This is a genomic window from Levilactobacillus tujiorum (assembly GCF_012641185.1).
Classification (GTDB): Bacteria; Bacillota; Bacilli; order Lactobacillales; family Lactobacillaceae; genus Levilactobacillus; species Levilactobacillus tujiorum.
Map to the genome: position 1 here is coordinate 36,061 of NZ_JAAXLK010000020.1, position 17,957 is coordinate 54,017.

17 protein-coding genes are annotated in these 17,957 nt (G+C 41.0%); 16 read left to right on the forward strand and 1 reads right to left on the reverse strand.

The genetic code is table 11. The annotated features are described in order from the left end of the window. Positions 1-15 precede the first annotated feature (15 nt). The 11 genes from HF569_RS09955 (at position 16) to HF569_RS10005 (ending at position 6,843) form a co-directional block, all read left to right on the forward strand. A complete protein-coding gene (locus HF569_RS09955; RefSeq protein ID WP_168902303.1) occupies positions 16-1,722 on the forward strand; it encodes a hypothetical protein in 1,707 nt (568 codons plus the stop codon). A 12-nt stretch (positions 1,723-1,734) separates the two neighbouring features. Beyond that, entirely contained in the window at positions 1,735-2,163 is a 429-nt protein-coding gene (locus tag HF569_RS09960; RefSeq protein WP_168902304.1) for a hypothetical protein, read from the forward strand. 11 nt (positions 2,164-2,174) lie between these two features. Next, the gene (locus HF569_RS09965; RefSeq protein WP_141639479.1) at positions 2,175-2,342 is read left to right on the forward strand and encodes an XkdX family protein; all 168 of its coding nucleotides are present in this window, start codon (positions 2,175-2,177) and stop codon (positions 2,340-2,342) included. A 25-nt stretch (positions 2,343-2,367) separates the two neighbouring features. Beyond that, the gene (locus tag HF569_RS09970; RefSeq protein ID WP_225366131.1) at positions 2,368-2,799 is read left to right on the forward strand and encodes a hypothetical protein; all 432 of its coding nucleotides are present in this window, start codon (positions 2,368-2,370) and stop codon (positions 2,797-2,799) included. Beyond that, on the forward strand, positions 2,789-3,151 hold the full coding sequence (locus HF569_RS09975) for a hypothetical protein (RefSeq protein ID WP_024525390.1): 363 nt from the start codon (positions 2,789-2,791) through the stop codon (positions 3,149-3,151). The genes HF569_RS09970 and HF569_RS09975 overlap by 11 nt, the downstream gene beginning before the upstream one ends. Before the next feature lie 11 nt (positions 3,152-3,162). After that, positions 3,163-3,681, forward strand: a complete 519-nt coding sequence (locus HF569_RS09980) for a phage holin family protein (RefSeq protein WP_168902305.1) — start codon at positions 3,163-3,165, stop codon at positions 3,679-3,681. Further along, entirely contained in the window at positions 3,681-4,733 is a 1,053-nt protein-coding gene (locus HF569_RS09985; RefSeq protein WP_168902306.1) for a GH25 family lysozyme, read from the forward strand. Before HF569_RS09980 ends, HF569_RS09985 begins: the two co-directional genes overlap by 1 nt. Positions 4,734-4,969: 236 nt before the next feature. Further along, positions 4,970-5,227, forward strand: a complete 258-nt coding sequence (locus tag HF569_RS09990; RefSeq protein WP_021742232.1) for a GlsB/YeaQ/YmgE family stress response membrane protein — start codon at positions 4,970-4,972, stop codon at positions 5,225-5,227. A 12-nt stretch (positions 5,228-5,239) separates the two neighbouring features. Further along, positions 5,240-5,785 (forward strand): alkaline shock response membrane anchor protein AmaP, encoded by a 546-nt coding sequence (amaP, locus tag HF569_RS09995; RefSeq protein WP_021742231.1) that lies wholly within the window; start codon positions 5,240-5,242, stop codon positions 5,783-5,785. A gap of 216 nt (positions 5,786-6,001) precedes the next feature. Beyond that, a complete protein-coding gene (locus HF569_RS10000; RefSeq protein WP_021742229.1) occupies positions 6,002-6,421 on the forward strand; it encodes an Asp23/Gls24 family envelope stress response protein in 420 nt (139 codons plus the stop codon). 17 nt (positions 6,422-6,438) lie between these two features. Then, positions 6,439-6,843 carry an Asp23/Gls24 family envelope stress response protein gene (locus HF569_RS10005; protein ID WP_024854981.1) on the forward strand — a complete coding sequence of 135 codons (405 nt, stop codon included), beginning with the start codon at positions 6,439-6,441 and terminating at the stop codon, positions 6,841-6,843. A 1,593-nt stretch (positions 6,844-8,436) separates the two neighbouring features. On the opposite strand, the gene HF569_RS10010 is transcribed toward HF569_RS10005, so the two are convergent. Beyond that, complete coding sequence (locus HF569_RS10010) at positions 8,437-9,600, reverse strand: tyrosine-type recombinase/integrase (protein WP_168902307.1); 1,164 nt, start codon at positions 9,598-9,600, stop codon at positions 8,437-8,439. 1,088 nt (positions 9,601-10,688) lie between these two features. On the opposite strand from HF569_RS10010, the gene HF569_RS10015 reads away from it, so the two are divergent. From HF569_RS10015 to HF569_RS10035, 5 genes are all read left to right on the forward strand, one after another. Then, positions 10,689-11,609: a hypothetical protein gene (locus tag HF569_RS10015; protein ID WP_168902308.1), complete on the forward strand. Its 921-nt coding sequence runs from the start codon at positions 10,689-10,691 to the stop codon at positions 11,607-11,609. A gap of 777 nt (positions 11,610-12,386) precedes the next feature. Continuing rightward, positions 12,387-13,217 carry a hypothetical protein gene (locus HF569_RS10020; RefSeq protein WP_168902309.1) on the forward strand — a complete coding sequence of 277 codons (831 nt, stop codon included), beginning with the start codon at positions 12,387-12,389 and terminating at the stop codon, positions 13,215-13,217. A 27-nt stretch (positions 13,218-13,244) separates the two neighbouring features. Then, on the forward strand, positions 13,245-15,584 hold the full coding sequence (locus HF569_RS10025; protein ID WP_168902310.1) for a hypothetical protein: 2,340 nt from the start codon (positions 13,245-13,247) through the stop codon (positions 15,582-15,584). Between the two features lie 554 nt (positions 15,585-16,138). Beyond that, positions 16,139-16,756: a recombinase family protein gene (locus HF569_RS10030; protein ID WP_168902311.1), complete on the forward strand. Its 618-nt coding sequence runs from the start codon at positions 16,139-16,141 to the stop codon at positions 16,754-16,756. Positions 16,757-16,861: 105 nt separating this feature from the next. Next, positions 16,862-17,860, forward strand: coding sequence for an Abi family protein (locus tag HF569_RS10035; protein WP_168902312.1), 999 nt, complete (start codon positions 16,862-16,864; stop codon positions 17,858-17,860). Positions 17,861-17,957 lie beyond the last annotated feature (97 nt).

Sequence of the window (17,957 nt, forward strand, 5' to 3'; positions counted from 1 at the left end):
GAGGAGTGATCAAACTTGGAATACAATTCAAAAAGTCTAACCCGTGAGGGCGCGACAATGCTGGCGTTAGCTGATAAAGAAGAAAAAGCGCTAATTATTGATGAAGTTATTGTTTCTGAAAAAGTTATCACAGCAGGAACCGATATTTCAGCGTTAACTATGGCCGACTTTGCGAACCCACTAACGTACGGAATCAGCTCAAAGGTTCAATCTGACAACCAGTTTAGCGTTAAGTCAGTTATTACCAACCATTGGCAAGACTCTGCTAATACCGATCACACGACCAACAAGGACTTCAACGTGGCGTTAGTCGGTGTGGTTGCACACATTGACAGCTTTGCCGACCAGCATGTGCTAACCGTGGCCGTAGGGAATGATCCGTTTGTTTTACCAGCATATCAAGGAACAGACGTATCGTTTGTTTTCGGTATTACACAGGCCTACTCAGCTTCACAAAATGTGACAATTAAGATGGATGGTAGTGCTTATGCACTCGCAACTGATCTTGATGATATCAAGAACTTACAAGGCTCTATAGGTATAGCGATTGATAGCAAACTGGCTGATTACGTCAAAACGGACGATGTAAAAAGCCTTATCCCTGCCACCGTCATCGACGGTAGCAAGCCAGCGGACTTCAAGGAATCCGTCACGCTTGAAAAGGGTGCGGTAGACGGTGCTGGCAATGCCATTGCGACTGCAAAGGATGTCGCTGATGGCGACGCCACGACACTCAAGTCGGCCAAGGAATATGCGGACGCGCAGGTTGGCGACAAGGTAAAGACCGATGATACTACCAATTGGCAAAAGAGTAAAGTAACCAGTGATGATGGTACACCATTGATTAGCTTAACTAGTGACAATCAAGACCTATCAGCCACTTTAACGAGCCTTGGATTAGGACTCCACACAGTTTACGCAAGTGGTTCAGTACAAAATAATCCTCTTAAAGGTATGTCATCAGTTAAAGGTGTTATTGATATACAAGGTAATAATTATGGTGAAGGCTTTTTAATTGGTATAAATTCTAATTCGGTATACGTAATGTATCACGTTTGGCTAGATGGAAGTAAAGCAAATTATACTCAAATAGCTAACGATTCAGCTGTTGTTCACAGTTCAGATATGCGTAAGCCAGCCAATCAAGTTGCCAGCATTGATGAGGTTAATGCTAAGCAGGATAAGCTAGATTACACACCCGCTAACGCCGCTAACGTGGTTGACCGCAACCCTGACACTGGGGTTGTTTCTAAACCTACTGATTTTACTAATCTCACTGTGAACGGAGGTAAATCAGTCGCTACCAGCGACGATTTGAAAAGCATTGAAGACAGTGCTTGGCATAGATTAGACTTTGGATCAGATGCTAATTTGGGTGGTGCGGTGCTCAGATCATATATCATTTATCAAATACATGATGATGAAAAGTATCTTTCTTTCTTTTACTTGGGGGTTGGTCAATCCGAAAATAAAACTTTTTCAGACAATACTACATTGATGGATTTGTCGTCGATCGTTAAGGGAATTTCAAGTATCGATTTTTCTACTCAATATACAGAAATAAGCAATAACTTTGGGCAAGCTGCTGATTTCAAAATTAGTGGAACAAAAATTATTACGTCAACAAGTAACCATTTGATCCAGGTTAAACCTAGTTCCACAGTCAGCTTATATCCGCTTAATCATGATGATCGGAGAGTATACTACACGGAGTTAATTTAAGGAGGAAAAGAAATGCCAATTTATTACGTAAAACCAGATTCAGACAACCAGTTTCCGGATAAGGACACCACACCTGCGCTTGAGCCAGCAGATGGATTACGAGCAGTCAATATCCCGACTACCTCGATTCAATACTTCACTCGCTACTGGTGGATGTACGCATTCAAGAGTGATGATTCGCAAGAAGTCACAGCTCCAGGGAACTTACCCAATTTGGACATTGATTACCTGCAAGGATTGATTGACCAGCAAGGCGAACAAGCCGAAAAGCGGGACAAAACCATCGAAGGCTTGCAAACAGCATTGGGAAGCGCCACAAAGGCTCAAGTAGAAGCCCAGCAACAGTTTGTCACTACGCAAGAGCAATTTCAAAAGCAATTCGGTAGTCTTTCGCAACAAATAGTAGCTGTTCAAAAACAGCTTGCAACTAAGGCAGAATAGGAGGAATCATCATGGAAAATAATCCATTTTCAGCACCAAGCATTGAAGACGCCAAATTGTATGCTTCATGGGGCCTAGACATTGGCTATATGGTCAATTGGTGTATCACACCGGATCAGTACAAAGAACTTACAGGCAAGGATTACACGGCACCGACGACGGATACTACTACCGCCTAGGTGCTTTTATTTTGGAGGCGTAAGCATGCATCGTATTAAAGATGGCCCGGTTCAACGGGCCTTTTCGCATTGGAATCATTTCTGTTTTGGCTTGTTTTCAATGATAGGCGGCTTGTATATTTGGTTTCATCAGGGCTATTTAGATGATCCACGGGTGACACCACCGCCACCACCTTCACCAGCTGAGCATGCAATCTTTGCCTTTGCTGACGACTGGTGGTTTTCATTGTGGTTAATTATCTGTGGTCTCGCTATTCTGGTTGGCGTCTTTCACAACCGGCGGTTGTTACGTGATGGTGGCCTAGTCGCCCTATCACCGGCAATGGGGGCCTTATCAGTGGCTTTTATTGTCCGAGGCTTGTTTGATGTGCGGTTTAACCTAACGTGGGTGTTCGCCTTACTCATGCTGTTTTTACTAGTCGGTACGTTGATTAGGGGGGACACACATGGATATTAAGTCCTGGGCAGTTGCTTTAGGCGCATTGGGAACGTTCGTAACTACTATATGGGCTGTTATTCATGGCTACCACTCTGATACACGGCAGGCTGATCGTGATCGTCAGGGCATAGAGAAGTACATTATGGAACAAGTCAAAGCCGATAACGAATTGCTTCGTAAAGAACGCGAGAGTGATCAAGCACAATTTGCGAAAGATTTGAACGAATTGAAGGCTAAGAAAGATGCCATGGAACAAGAACTTAACCAACAGATTGCCTTGAAGGTTAGTGAGAATGAAGCTTTGCGAAAACGTAATGCCGCTTTAGAACGTGAGAATCAAGCGTACCGGGAACGGTATGGTGAACTTTAGGAGGAAAAAGCATGAATGAATTTACGAAGATTATTAAATTACTCAACGACACCGGTATCTTAGGTGTCTTAATTTTTGCCCTGGTTGGCTGGTTTACCCGGATCAATCCGGCATTGAAGACCAAGATTGCGGCGAATAAGTCCGCTACTCAACGCGAAGTGTTGGGACTGTTAGACACATTGGCGTTCAGCGCTGTCAACAAGGCGGCCACTAATTATGAAATGCCAGGGGAAGAAAAACGTGAGCAGGCGGTTGCTGATGTAACAGGCCAAATGAAAGTATTTGGTCATGATAGTCTGGCACCGGCAATTATTTCAGCAGCCATCGAAAAAGCATATCAGTCGATGACAACAACAGATACGAAAGCCCAAGCAAAACAGGTTGAATATAATGCCGCTCTGGCGGACACAGAGCAAGCGTTCGCAGATAAGCAAGCACAACTGGACAAGCAAGCTGCGACAGTACTCACTGAACCAGCACCTTTAGATGTGCCGGAAGCGCCGGCTACTACGGAGGGAGATGTGAAGTAATGCCGCATTATGATGTTGTGGATACGTCTAATAACAACGGAATCATGACCGTTAGCAATTGGAGCTCAATGAAAAAATATGGGGTCAAAGCCATGATAGCTAAGTTATCCGAAGGCACGTACTTCACTGACCAAACGGCCAAGCTAAGCATTCGTAATGCGGTTGCTGCTGGCTTACACGTCAACGGCTATCACTTTGCACGGTTTACTACTGTGGCAGGAGCCAAGGCCGAAGCACAAATGGCAGCCCGGAGTGCGTTAAAGGCTGGCTTGGGCAAGAACAGTGTGATCGTACTTGATTTTGAAGCCACCAACTCTGGCTGGAATCAGAACTCTAAAATTGTTAAGGCCTGGATCAACGAAGTTCATCGCATGGGCTATCCTAAGACAGACGTCTATACGATGGGCAGCTGGATTAATTCGGTACCATTGAACAACTCAGGCCGTGGCGGTTGGGTGGCTAACTACCCTTATAACCCGTCCGGGTTTAAGCTTTATACCGGATATAATGGCTGGCAATGGACGTCAAGCATGCACTTCCCAGGTTGTTATGGGACGTTTGATGTATCCCAAATGTACTCAAACTTCTACTATGGCACCGCAACTAAGGCAGCTAAGCCGAAAAAGGTCATCTATTACCGATACAATCCCAAGATGATCTATGCCCGGACACCGATTAATCGCTACAAGGATGTTGCCTTCAAGCACAAAGTAGACAGTTTCCCGACCGGCACAGTATTTGCGATTGCTAAAGTGGTGACCTACGGTAAAATTACCCGGTTCCAATTAGCCAACGGGTACTATATCACGTCTAACCAAGCCAACGTCAATCGCTTATACTATTCTGTTGATGGCGGCGTCAAACGAGTAAAGTCCGTTCGCGGTACTCACCGGTACAAGGACAAAGCTCTTAAGCAAGTTGTGGACTGGCAACCAGCCGGCACTGAATTTGATGTCGCTAAGATCGTCAAGTATGGAGATACAACTCGGATTCAGTTGGCTAATGGATTATTTATTAGTGGCAACAAAAAGATTAACAAATTTGTCAAATAAGCGTATAGTACAAGATATACCTGTACGTTACTGATTTAGAAAAGGCGCTCACTCCTAACGGGGGTGGGCGCTTTTTTTGTACAATATCAATATAAATCTTGATATTACGCTGTAACTAATGGCTATGTTGTATTTGAATTTGTGGGATAATGGGCAAAATACTTGCATCATTTTTTTCTAATGTTTAAGCTTACCTTGAGAAAGGGAATTATTAAATATCAGAAAGGAGTTTTTATATGTTTGGATGGCTATGGTCAATTATTGTTGGAGCTATTATTGGGGTTATTGCAGGAGCTATCACAAATAAAGGTGGATCAATGGGGTGGATTGCTAATATTTTAGCCGGTCTTATTGGTTCTTGGTTAGGTCAATCATTACTGGGAACTTGGGGACCATCTTTAGCAGGAATGGCTTTAGTTCCATCAATTTTAGGTGCTATTATCTTGGTTTTGATTGTTTCAACAATCTTTGGTATGCGTGGCAAGACCAAATAAGGTGGTGATTCAATGCGACGAGGGAATAAGGTGCTTTTAACTATTTTGGGCCTAATTCTACTAGCTTTGGCTGTCCTTCAAATCGGTTGGTGGTTACCGATCCCGGGTCTTTCGGCATGGAGTACAGATGTAAGTTATACTCAAATGTTCTGGTTAAAATATGCTTTGGCTGGAGCAGTAATCATTGTTGGAATCGTTGGTCTAGTATTTATGATGATGGGCATCTTCAAACCAATTCGTGAGAAGCAATGGCAATTTACTAATCAAATTGGAATGTTGGAAGTACCTCAAGCTGCGATAGAAAAGGCATTACGCCAACAATTGGCTGAACAAGTTGGCGTAATTGACCCACAAGTAACAATAAAATTATTACGTCACAAACGGGTTCGAATGAAAGCTGTGGCTCAGGTTAGTTCAGCAGATCAAATTGACTCGTTGGCAGAACAGGCTGAACAAGTGATTGAAAACTATTTACAGCGGCAGTTAGATTTGACGGTCACCAAACCAGTCGTTCAGCTATCACCAGTTGATAGAAAACAGCATGTATCAGTTGTGTAAGGTAAAGGAGGTAGTGCCATGAGCAACGGTGCATATGGAGCACTATGGGGCCTAGTTTTAGGACTCGTATGGGTCTTTCAAAGCTTTCCCGCGATGTTGTTAGTTGCAGCAGCTGGCCTAGTGGGTTGGGGGGTTGGAAGGTTTGTTCGCATCGATCTGTCAGCTCTAGGTAAACGGATTGAGCAACTCTTGTCAAGATAATTAAGGAGGGGTCTTATGACCACGGAAAACACAAAATTGACCACAAAATTGACATTTGAAGATGATGTAATTAAGAAGATTGCCGGATTAGCATCACGTAATATTGATGGTGTTTTGGCGTTAGAAGGCGGTATGATTAGTAATCTGACAAATCGCTTTCGTAGTGATTCTGATCCAACTCAAGGGGTCGAAGCACAAGTTGGTGAGAAACAAGTTGCACTGGATATGACAATTACCGTTGAATACGGTAAAGATATGCGCCAAATCTTTAATCAGCTTTGCCAGCGTGTACAACAAGATGTCGAGCGATTCACTGGATTAGAAGTAGTTGATATCAAAGTTCATATCAATGATGTGATGAGTAAACAGGAATGGCAGGAACAAGCATCTGGTAAACCAAATTCAACAGTTGACACTGATACTAAAATTAAATAGGTGAGGAGTCGATAGATATGGATAAACAGTCAGAAACAAAGAAAATAGTTACATTTGATGACACGGTATTGGAAAAAATTGCGGGTAAGACTGCCAGCGAAGTCGATGGTGTGTTGAGCTTACAAGGAAATCTAATTGATAATTTATCCGATCGACTAACAGCAGGTGATCGGCCACAATCAGGAGTCGATATTGATTTGGACGATCAGCAAAAGACGGTGGCTATTGAATTAGACGCTATCTTAGAATACGGTAAACGTGCCGAAGAAATTCTCACAAAAGTAACGAGCAAAATTAGTAGTGCGGTGACAACGATGACCGGTTATCAAGTTACTGAAGTCAAACTTCAAGTTAAAGATATGCTAACTAAGGATGAATGGCAGCAACGGCAGCAGTCATCGAGTGATAAGAAGAAAAAATAGCGATATGATATAAAGTAGGGTATATGGAGCTATTGTTGCGGTATTAGCGAAGAGATGTAAAAACTGTTAAGAGTTAGTGTGATAGACACTAACTCTTTTCGATTCTTCTGATAGAAGACTATTTTTCAATAAAAATTTTGAACGCTGGCTTTGTTCGCGTATTTTGTTGTCAACATTCCACTTTTATTATCTTTAAATCGTTGCCGAAACATTTTTGTGTAAACTTTTTACAAGGTATATTTATCATGAGAAGTCAATGTGCTATACTTTATCTTGGCTGTTTTTGTATTATTCATTTCACCCGTAGAAAACGCCGTTATATTCTTCATTTGACTCTAGTCACACATGACTAGAGTTTTTCAATTTAAATTTGAGCAATTGGATGCACCACCGTTTTTTATGATAAAAGGCGATCAGTTGTTATTCTTTGCTTATAGTTAATTGAGCTGAACTTATTAACCGCCATATTTTCTCCTATGCGCTTACTTTTGTAGATATGATCGCATACTTGCTAATTACGAATTGTTTTCTATCATTATAATGTCCATAGAGAGCGACATGCGAATTGAGTGTAGCCTGATAAAGAAAATTAAGCCCATGTTGATGAACTAAGCAATTGATTCGATGACCGGAATCGCCTTCAATTTTGACGAAAAGAAGTAGGGGAGACAGTTTTAGAACTTTGGGTTCAGATACGATACGGCCATTAATCGCAAATCGATTCATACATAATCACCTCAGCTCTCATTATACGAACGAACGTTCAGTCACACAAGAGAACAGAAAGTAAATAATTCTGAGCGGGGTTATTTGAGTGCTTTAATTCGATGTATTAATTTAAAAACTATGTATTAAAATTAAAAAATGCTACAGAATTCCTACTATACCTAGAGTGGAATGCCGGTTTATCAGCATTTTAAAAGAGTTTCCAGACCCCACCTCCGGTATCGAATCAGTCGATATGCAAAAACAGAAGTAGCAGAGACGTTGGTATAATAGCGTTTCTGCTATTTTTGTATCCATTGTTTTTTATAAATATTCATATATAGTCTTTCAAAAGGTGACCTAACCCCTTATTTGATGGGCGAAGTGGTCGAATTGATGACTAACGCGTGACTAAAGTCATGAAAGTGCTAATTATATGGCTATTTGTTAACTAGAATATACAAGAGGAAAATCAGTCTGATTTGTTAGATTGGTATACCCTTATTTGGCTAATGGGTTCGGTTCCAATAGTAAGAATCGAACCAGAAAACTGATGACTAATTGATGACCAGGGCGAAGTTGGGTGATGACCAATTGATGACCAATTGATGACTTAGCATCAACGTTGATAGACCGGCATTAAAAAGGGTAGACATGACCAACTGATGACCTGATTACTGTGGCTATTGATGACCAACTGATGACTTGACTATCGATTGAGATAAATCAGGATAAAATAAAACGGCTCAGAAATCGCTTCTAAGCCATTTAACGTCATTGAGGTATAAATAGTTGTGATGATGATGAAGAGTCCGCACCGGTCGAGCTAGGGGGCCACGTTAATCGACAATGATGAGTTGATGAGGTTGATTAACAAACTGACAAAAATCAGAAATTGAAGAGTGAATCGATTTTATCATCCATCTGTTTATTAGCCTTATCACTGTCAGAGGGGAAGAGGTGCCAGTAAGTGTTCATTGTCTCGGTCGGACTAGCATGACCTAACCGTTTACTGGCTGATAATAACATGCTCTCGGATAAAACACCATCTGAGTTGCTGAGGATTAAGGAAGCATGTGTGTGCCTGAACGCATACATGGTGTAATTGGTCGGAATATTGGCTGACTTCTCAAACTTAGTCAATTGATGATTTAGGTTATCCAGCGACATCAGTTGCTTGGTTTGATAACTCTTGAAGACAAATCCGTCTAGGTCATAGTAGTCGTTATCCTGTTGGATTTGTCGAAGCTTCTTCATCTGACGCAGGGTGTGCTTATCTATGTGAATCGTTCGAGCAGAATTATCGTTCTTCATTTTATCTGAGTATTCTCTAGTCTTAACCTTAATGGCATGGTCAAAAGTGACTGTGTGACTGCTGAAGTCAATCTTGTTCCATTTTACAGCAAGCAATTCTTCAGGACGGGCACCTGTGGCAAGGTCGAAGAGACAAGCATACTTAGCGGTGTCCATCTTGTCATCGTTATCCATAAGTATTGGCATTAATCTATCTAATTGATACTGGGCAAAGTACTTGTACTCGTCACTTTTCTCCCTTACCTTGCTAGCTTTGAAATGTAAATCAAGAAAAGGGTTAGCGGTTATTAGCTGATTAATAATCTGCCGTTTGAAGAATGCTTTACAGTGGCCTAATACCTTACTGATGGTCTGCTGACTGAGTTCTTCATCTACTAGGCTATTGATGAATTCTTGTGCGTTATTCGAGTTTACATCTTTAAGCCGCATGTCGCCGAAGAAAGCCTTAATCCGGTTATGCGTATATGCATAATTCTTCAAGGTCGCATCAGCAGCACCTTTGTGAAACAGCTTGTACCACTTGTCGAACTCAAGCTCAAACGGTAACGTCTTAATATAAGAATCTGAGCGATTGACGATGTCGTCCTTCATCTGTGCCTCGGCCGCTTCTGCATCAGCCATTGATTTAAATCCTTGTCGCACCAGTTGGTGTCGTTTACCATCTGCCGCTAACTTGGGGCTAACATACAATTTGAATTTGAAGTTGCCAGGGTGGTTGGAATCTTCATAGGCACTCATATGACTACCTCCAGTGGTTAATTTAACTTAATGATAGCTTTAGGCTGATGTTAAATCCAGTATGAATCAGAAAAATCCAGCTGAAACAGCAATGGTAATGGCGGAAGAATGCAATCCCAAAATCAATCAAGAAGATGATGGCTATCTAGGCTAGGGACGATGGTAACAATGGAGGTCATTAATAACGGTTAATAAAAGTGATACAAGAATTATGAACTGTTAATAACTGTTATTAACGCGATAGGATAGGCAGTTGATTGATAAAAATGGAGGATGGTCGACCAAAGAGAATTGGGTATGGGCGGGGCCAAATGTGACCATTAATAATGGATGAAGATAAGTTGAGCGGAAGTGCCAATAATGTTGCCAGGTCAGGGTTATTGAGCAATAATAGTCATGTAGATGGTAATAGCCATCTATTGTGTATCTCCTATGTACATATACCATTTCGGTTGGCCATACCCTATGTAACAGGACCAGCTGATTTCCTTGTGTGAGCGGCCGGAATGGTCGCTCTTTTGATTTAAAAAATCAGATTAAGGTTGATTTGACTGCCATTCAGAGCAACAATAAGGACAAGAAGCAAGGGCTTACTTCGGGACACGAATCTGAAGCACTTCTATATTATATATCTAGGGAGGAGCGGCTAAAGGCCGCTTTTTTCTTATTTTGAAGTCCGATTTAATTTGCGGTTAAATTAGTTCAGAGCGATAATTGTTGTGCAGAGGTGGCAAACGACCATCCTACATCTTTCTTAGTTACGCCTTTGATATTAAGGCTGTTCTATTTATATTTTAAATTTGTGAATCTTCAACAGTTCAACAAGTTTAGGGTAGGCCCATGTGACCTACCTTTTTTTGTCGCAATCGTTTAAATGATAGGAATAACAGGTCAATTAGCAAGTATGACTAACTGAAATAGATGAAATGTTGAAACGAAGAAAACATAGCTGAGGGCATTGGCCAAGTCATTAGCTAAATTGATAACGGCGTTAAGACAGGGCAGTCAGCCAGAGTTATGATTTGGATGTCTTAAAGGATTAAAGAAGTTGAAGATAAAATTGATTAGCTGAAGTGGAGGAGAGAAGTATGAAGTTAGAGGAGTTACAGCAGAGATTGAAGAGTAATCAAATCGTTGTCACCAAGAAGATGAAGGTCAAGCGAGCAGTCAAGGGTAATGAAGCATTGAGATTGATTAATGAGTCAGGCGGAATCAGCAAGGTAGGCTTGACATATCTGATGGGTTCACCTGCAGTACGTCAATTACGAACGCTGGAGGAATCTGGCAACATTAAGACTAGCATGGTTAGAGGATTGGTCAATAACGTTAAGGTTAAGATGTTCAGCGACGGTCAGTATGATATTAATCGAATCATCAAGAATGAGTACTTAGCCAAGGCCGTTTACGCCATTAGAGAGTTGAATGTGCAAATGGGTCAAGTCCGTTTCATGCCTAACGGTGACCTGATTGCCATGTGGCCCATTGGTAATACAGGGAAGTATTTGAATCTGCAATTCCATTTTATTGATTCTAGTAATCTGACTAGTATTGATTTATTACCTAATAGCGTCGGAGTTTATGTTTATAAATCTGACCTTGAGCGGTTGCTATTTATCGAAAAAATGGCGGGTAAGCTACCCAATCGGCAACAAGGGCTTATCTTCCTAACGTTTAGCAATATTGATAAATATCAGGTTATAGAGCGTCATTGGCTGGCTAATGATGTGAAGGGCATGCTTGATATGAAGCCGTTGGGGAGCCTAGAAGATATGAAGTATACGGTGGCGCCTAATTATTCTATTGACGAAACAGGATTGCAAATCGAAGAGATTAACCGCGAATATGCAAAGGCACAAGCAATGAAGGAGCGATTCGTCGGCTATAGTGGAGTCCAGCGAAGCATAAATCATGGTGCTAAGCAACCAAAGCAGAGTAAGGTCACGGTAGCCAAGAAGGTCAGCCGGGTCAATAAACAGGAAGAGGCGAAGCCAAGCCATCGGATAAGGTAGCAACTAATAAGGACGAAGATAATGACATGGACGAGCAACTGCAGCATCAACGAGCTGTGTTAGCTGGACTGGATGAGGATGAAGAGAATTAGATAGGAATAGTAGGTTAGATTGAGCAGGCCCATATGACCTGCTTTTTTATTGTCCGATTTATGTAGGTGTGACGAATATATGACCGAAGTAGTCACTGATATGGCTAATATAATGTAACTAGGTGGATAAATAGAAGTGTGATGATATGAAATTGAGCCGATTTAAGGATTGAATCTGACGATAAAATGGTCGAATAAAGTAGTAGCTAGGCTATCCAATGGGATTTATGTGCAACAAACTAAGTATGAGGATATGAAATCAGAATGGCTGAATTCAAAATGAGCCCAAGTTCGAATTGGTATAGGTTATCAGCAGGAGGGTAAGAAAGCTGAAACAGCGTGCTACGTAAGGCTAAGTATGACGTTAGCCGAGAAGAGGCATGGTGCCTAGTTAGCCTGATTTCTTGCTTGATTTAAATCAGGAGGATTTGTCAGATTTAGCTAGGATGATTGAAAGTGAAAGGGGGGTGAAACTAGCAATATAGATTTAGGTCAAGAGGACAAGTAGGGATAGAAATAGGGTCAAACTAGCAGGTAGTGATAATGTATTGGTCAATCTATCGGTTAAGATAATAGCTTAGTTGTCCATTGGTTAATTGCAATCAGCAGAAGGATAAACTACCTGCCGAAAGGGTCATCTGATGGCCCAACGGGGGGTCAGCGTTAAAAAGAGGAGGTTGATTTTTTGAAAAATCAGAGTGAATCAAATCAGTCAAATGCAAGTCCAGAACGAAGTGCCAATGGTAAATTGGTATATGACAATAATCATCTAACGGTTAAGCGAACAGCTGGCCCGGGTGAACAGATTGATTTATTTATGAAGTTGGGTATTATGACTAAACAAATTCGTCAGAACCTGATTGGGAATGATAGTTACAGCGCGATTAAGAAGTTGGAATCAGTGCCCAAAACGCAGGTTGACCGGATTAGTGGTTATAAGTTAGTTCCGCGCAGTCGTATGGCAGTATACAGTAATCGGGATTATGAGCTGAAAGAGATAGACGATTGGTACTACTTAAGCCGGTCAATCTGGTACTTTAGAGAGCGCAAATTCTATCCCGGGCCGGTGCTGATTACGGCTAATGGCAATTTACGATTTAAGATTCGGATAGATAGCCAGAAATATCAGGTTGTTGAAGCTGTGCTGATTAATCAACCAACTGACGTTAAGAAGATGGCTGAAGTAAAGGATGCAATTTGTTGTTTAACATTCAGCAATTTGGAGGTTGCCAGCACAGTGATAAAACAACTAGGTGCCCTGATGGTCGGGTCTAATGATGATGTCTATTACGTGGCTAATAACGGTAGACAGGTCATAGGCGCATATATAGATAACTACGCGGTGACAACAGATGAGAATCATGCGGTTAACTCCCGCTTGTTAAGCCCGATTAATATTAGTGAAGCTGGCCAAGTCCAAGATGCTGATGAAGTTAGCCGAATGATGCAAGGATACATCCATAGCCAAGAGATTAGTAATAACGTGCGTAAGTCGTTAAGGCACTTACAAGATTGATTAGTTAGGTTAATTGGGGGTAAGAGAATGAATGAGGAAGAGAAACGCCGATTGATTGCCAAGCGCAACCGGCAACGTCAGCTAATGGCTCAGCGCAAGCAACAGCAGCAATCGGGTAATAAAGCCAATCAGAAGAGTAACCAGCCAGAAGAACGGGGTATGGCGGCTGAGATGATAGGCTGGACGTACAATAGCTTAGCTGGCTGGTTTGCGAAGATTGTGTATTTAAAGCAGGTCAGCAGTTTCAGAAAATCAATCAGAAATAGAAATTATAATGAGTGGCGTGTAAAGTTTGGCGATGGTCGTGATAGAAACCATCAGATAAAAATAACATTACTGATATACTCTGGTGTTTTGTCACTGTCGTTAATATTCGCGTTATTCCACCACTACACATTTATGATGATAATGCTAGTGGCTGGCGTCCTGATGATTAATGTGTTGTATAGCCTTAATCGACCTAAGATAATCAAGGTTGTTCAACGTGATTATCTGAATGATAAGTTCGGAAATATGAAAATATCACCCACTCAGTTTTATTGTGAATATCCGATGCGTCAGTATCGTAAGATTGTGTTGCTTGAGGAGTTCTTTAGCGATTCGGCTGTTAGCGGTCGGTTTGACGCCCACGTTGATGACAGTGGAGGATTGAAGGTAGTGAAGAATAATGTGTTCGGCCCGTTGCTTGCGTTCAGGATTGATAACGAGTTCAAACGCCATGAGGTTCAGACAGTTGATGACTATGACTTTATTCAATTCTATTTATTACCCCAGACTAATAGTCAGTTAGGTAGTTATTTCTATTCAATCGAAGGCCAAGTTTACCAGTCGTTGGATGCATTGTTTGGATTTAAATCGAAGAATGATTTAGTCAACATTTTGAAAAAAGATAAAAATTTGGGATTGGCATATGCTGAGACTGAAGAGGCAGCAGAACTGCAGCAAGAGCAACAGCTAACTGACCAACAAGCAAGAGCACGTGTACGATATCGCTGGTCAGTTAGCCGGTTAGCAGAGCAAAGAGGATTACCGAACAAGTTGGCAGAAATTCTGACCTACATTTTCTTTCACCACGATGATTTGGGTTATAGCGCTTGGGACTTAAACAATGAGGGCTTTACGGGTAACAATGATTATTTGAAGCTACGGATGAGACTAGATGGTAGTACGACCATCAGCGATGCCAGAAAGACGTTGGGCTTAGTAGCATCTAACACTAGGGTAACACCGACGATTGAGAAGATACCGTCAGATAGCGGTTCGTTCTACCTATTCTTCATCTTAAATAAAGTGATGAATTCGAGTCATATGGAGTTCGATGATGTGAAATCAGATGGTGAAAAAGGTCAGCTAACGATTGGTCGGGGTAGGATAGGTGACGTGGTAACGACAATCCCACGCGGTGACCGTCCGCTGTTCGCGTTAATTGGAGGTATCAGTCGGTCAGGTAAATCGACGTTTGCGAATCGGATGATTAGTACGCTGTTGTATTTGCAGGATAGCAAGGGAGTCTTCGATTATTCAGATGTATTTATCGGTTCAGTCAAGCCAGAAGATTACATATCAAATGGCTATCAACAGGCTGGCATGATGGTGAAGGGTGACCCTGAGAGCATCTATCAGATGTTAGTGCTAGTTGATAAGATAGCTACTGGTAGGGTCGATAAGTTCGTCAAGTCAGGTGCGATTAATATCAAGCAATTTAATAAGAGCCATCCTGATGCCAAAATGGGCAAGATTCTTGTCGTGCTGGATGAATATGCTAACACGCTGAGTCGTGCTGGTAACGCGAAGATAGAGAATGATGATGGCGACAAGATTAAGCTGGCTGATGCAATTGAAGCCTTAGCGTTGAAGATTAGCCAAGAGCACGGTTCGCGTGGCGTTAGTATGATTGTTATTACCCAGAACTTCCAAAAATCCGCGCTGGGTAAGTTAGCTGATGGGTTAGGTAGTCGGTTCCTCGGTTATGCTAACGCCAACGTGTGGAATAGCCTTGACCCAAGCCAAGAGATGGCTAACTACATGAAGGATTTGAAGGAGGACAGAAAAGGGCTGTTTTTTGTCAATGCTCCGGACTTCAAACCAATCAGTCCGGTACAGTCATTTGAGAGTGGTTATATTGAGACAAGAACCAACTTTATTGATACATCTGAAATCAAGGCAGGATTTGACCGCAAATTTAATACATCAAATAAGTACGGTAGTGAAGAAGTTGCCGCTGAATCGGACAATAAATCTAAATCAGAAAATAAATCGGAGTATGAGTATTCAACCGCTACTAATAAAGATGTTGATAATGCTGCGGGTGTTGATAGAGATAAGCTAGACATGATTAACGAATGGCTGAATAATATGGATAATTAAGTCTGATGATATGAAACTGAAGACATGTAAATTAAGGGTGTAACCAAAATTACGCAAAATAAAAATGACTAGAACTTGGAATGAAATCCAGATTCTAGTCATTTTTTCGTTTCGATTAGAAAATTTGATTTATGACGTTCGTGATAATGGTCGATACGACTATCCAAAGAATCTTAGTTAAAATCTTAGTTGCAATCGTTCGGGTAGTATTAGGTCGTTGTGCCTGTTGATATTCGCGTCTGCGCATGGGAATTACCTCCAATACATTGAATTACAATGTAATATCAGCAACCATCGTTTGCACAAATGTTGATAAATCAACGTTTATGGGAATAGCTGTGTAATTTAAGGTGAAATCGTAATGTAATTGTAATATAACAGTGTTAGCGACAATGTGAAATAGCATGTGTGTTCAAGAACTGTTCAGTTTAGAAATGACTTTATATCCGAAATTCTTGAATCAATGGTAAGCCCGTCAGATGGGTGATTAGATTGATTGTATGACCAGAGCCAAGATGTTCATAAACTTAGGTCATAAACTAGGGGGTAAAAATATGAAGATGGGTTACGCGCGAGTGTCAACTCAGTCACAGAGCTTGGATGACCAAATTGAAAAGCTGAGGAATTATGGTATTGAAGATAAGGCAATCTTTGCCGAAAAGTATACGGGGACAACGGTTAAACGACCAGAATTTGAAAAGTTACTGACAAAAATCAGAGTAGGTGATGAGTTAGTGGTCGTTAAGCTAGACCGGCTGGCCAGAAATACTCGTGAAGCCTTAGATGTCATTGATAAATTGACCGATGAAGGAGTGAAGATTAACGTCTTAAACCTTGGAACGTTTGATGATACGGCGTCCGGTAGGTTAATGCAGACGATGCTGTTGGCCTTTGCACAATTTGAACGTGACCAGATTGTGGAGCGAACTCAAGCTGGTAAGGACTATGCGAAGAAGCATAATCCTAATTACCATGAAGGACGCCCAAGGATAGGGGTAGATGCTAGACGAAAGAATGCCTATGACCTACTTCAAACCCATACATATAAGGAAGTATCAGCTATGACAGGGTACTCAGTGTCGACTATTCGTCGGATTAAGTTGTTGGTCGAAAAGAAGGAAGAACAGTCTAAAAAGGAGGTAGATTGCGGGAGTAAGTTGCTAAGAAGTTGACTAAATGTAAAGTAGTGAGTATAATACTAACTAATAGCTGCCGACCAGGCTCTCATGAATTTGAGAGCAGACTTGGTCGGCCATTTTTGTATGTGAGGTTATTTTATGAACAAAGCTGAAATTAAGGTTCCGGCCAACGAATTAGATAGGCCATTTAAGGACTATGAAGCAAAAGTTGATTTTGAATTAAAAGAATCTCAGAAAAAAGTTCATTTTGATTTAAATATTTCGCGAGAAGGTTATCATTTCCCAATCAAAGATATTAATGGACAGCTGAGTGAGAATATTAACTTAGAAAATAATGAGGTTAAGCCACCGCTGACAACTGATGAATTAATTGAAAAGTTGCAGGATAATATTCATCATATTTTATTTAGCGATGAAGAGCTTGAATGTGCACGAGAAGATTTAAGAGTGATTAGTTACTATCGAATTTCGGCTTTTCGGAAGGATATTGATGCAATTACACCTACGTACTCAGACTTAATTGGACTGTATAAATTTGACCGTTACTTACGTGAGTCATTAAGTCGATTAATTCCTGCTGTAGAGGTGTATTTAAAGACAACTTTAGCAAGATTTCTTTCCGTAAATTACGACAGTTACGCCGAAGATACGGAGAAAATTCCTGCTGGTTTGGCTTATTTGAATGAGAATATCTATAATCCCAAAAAGAGGAAGGATATTCCGCTCATGCTTTCATATTTTGCGGAAGGATTAACCAAAAAGATTAAAAATGATAGGATGATTAAGCATCATGTAATTAAGTATGGTGGAGATATTCCTATTTGGGTATTATTTGAAGAGTTAACTTTGGGTCAGTTTTCAATGCTGGTTTCAAAATTAAAGCCTCAAATTGTTAAGGACTGGGTGGCAGAGTCTTTTAGTAGCATACACTATTATAAATATATTTATGAGTGGATTATGGCAATCCAATTTTTGCGCAACACTACGGCCCATAGTGCAAAAATCTATGGTCAAAAATTTCCGTATAACCCATTATTACAGGATGAAGATGCGGCTCTGATTAGTGAGGTAGCAACTAAACAGGATGTATTTAATATGTTGCAACATACTTTTTTCATTGGATTAGGGACTGTCTGAAAACTAAAAATTCAGGTATAATCTGAGGAAAAACGAATCGAGGCATTCCGATGACAACACCTAAACGATACGAACTGGAAGATGCTCAGTGGGACCG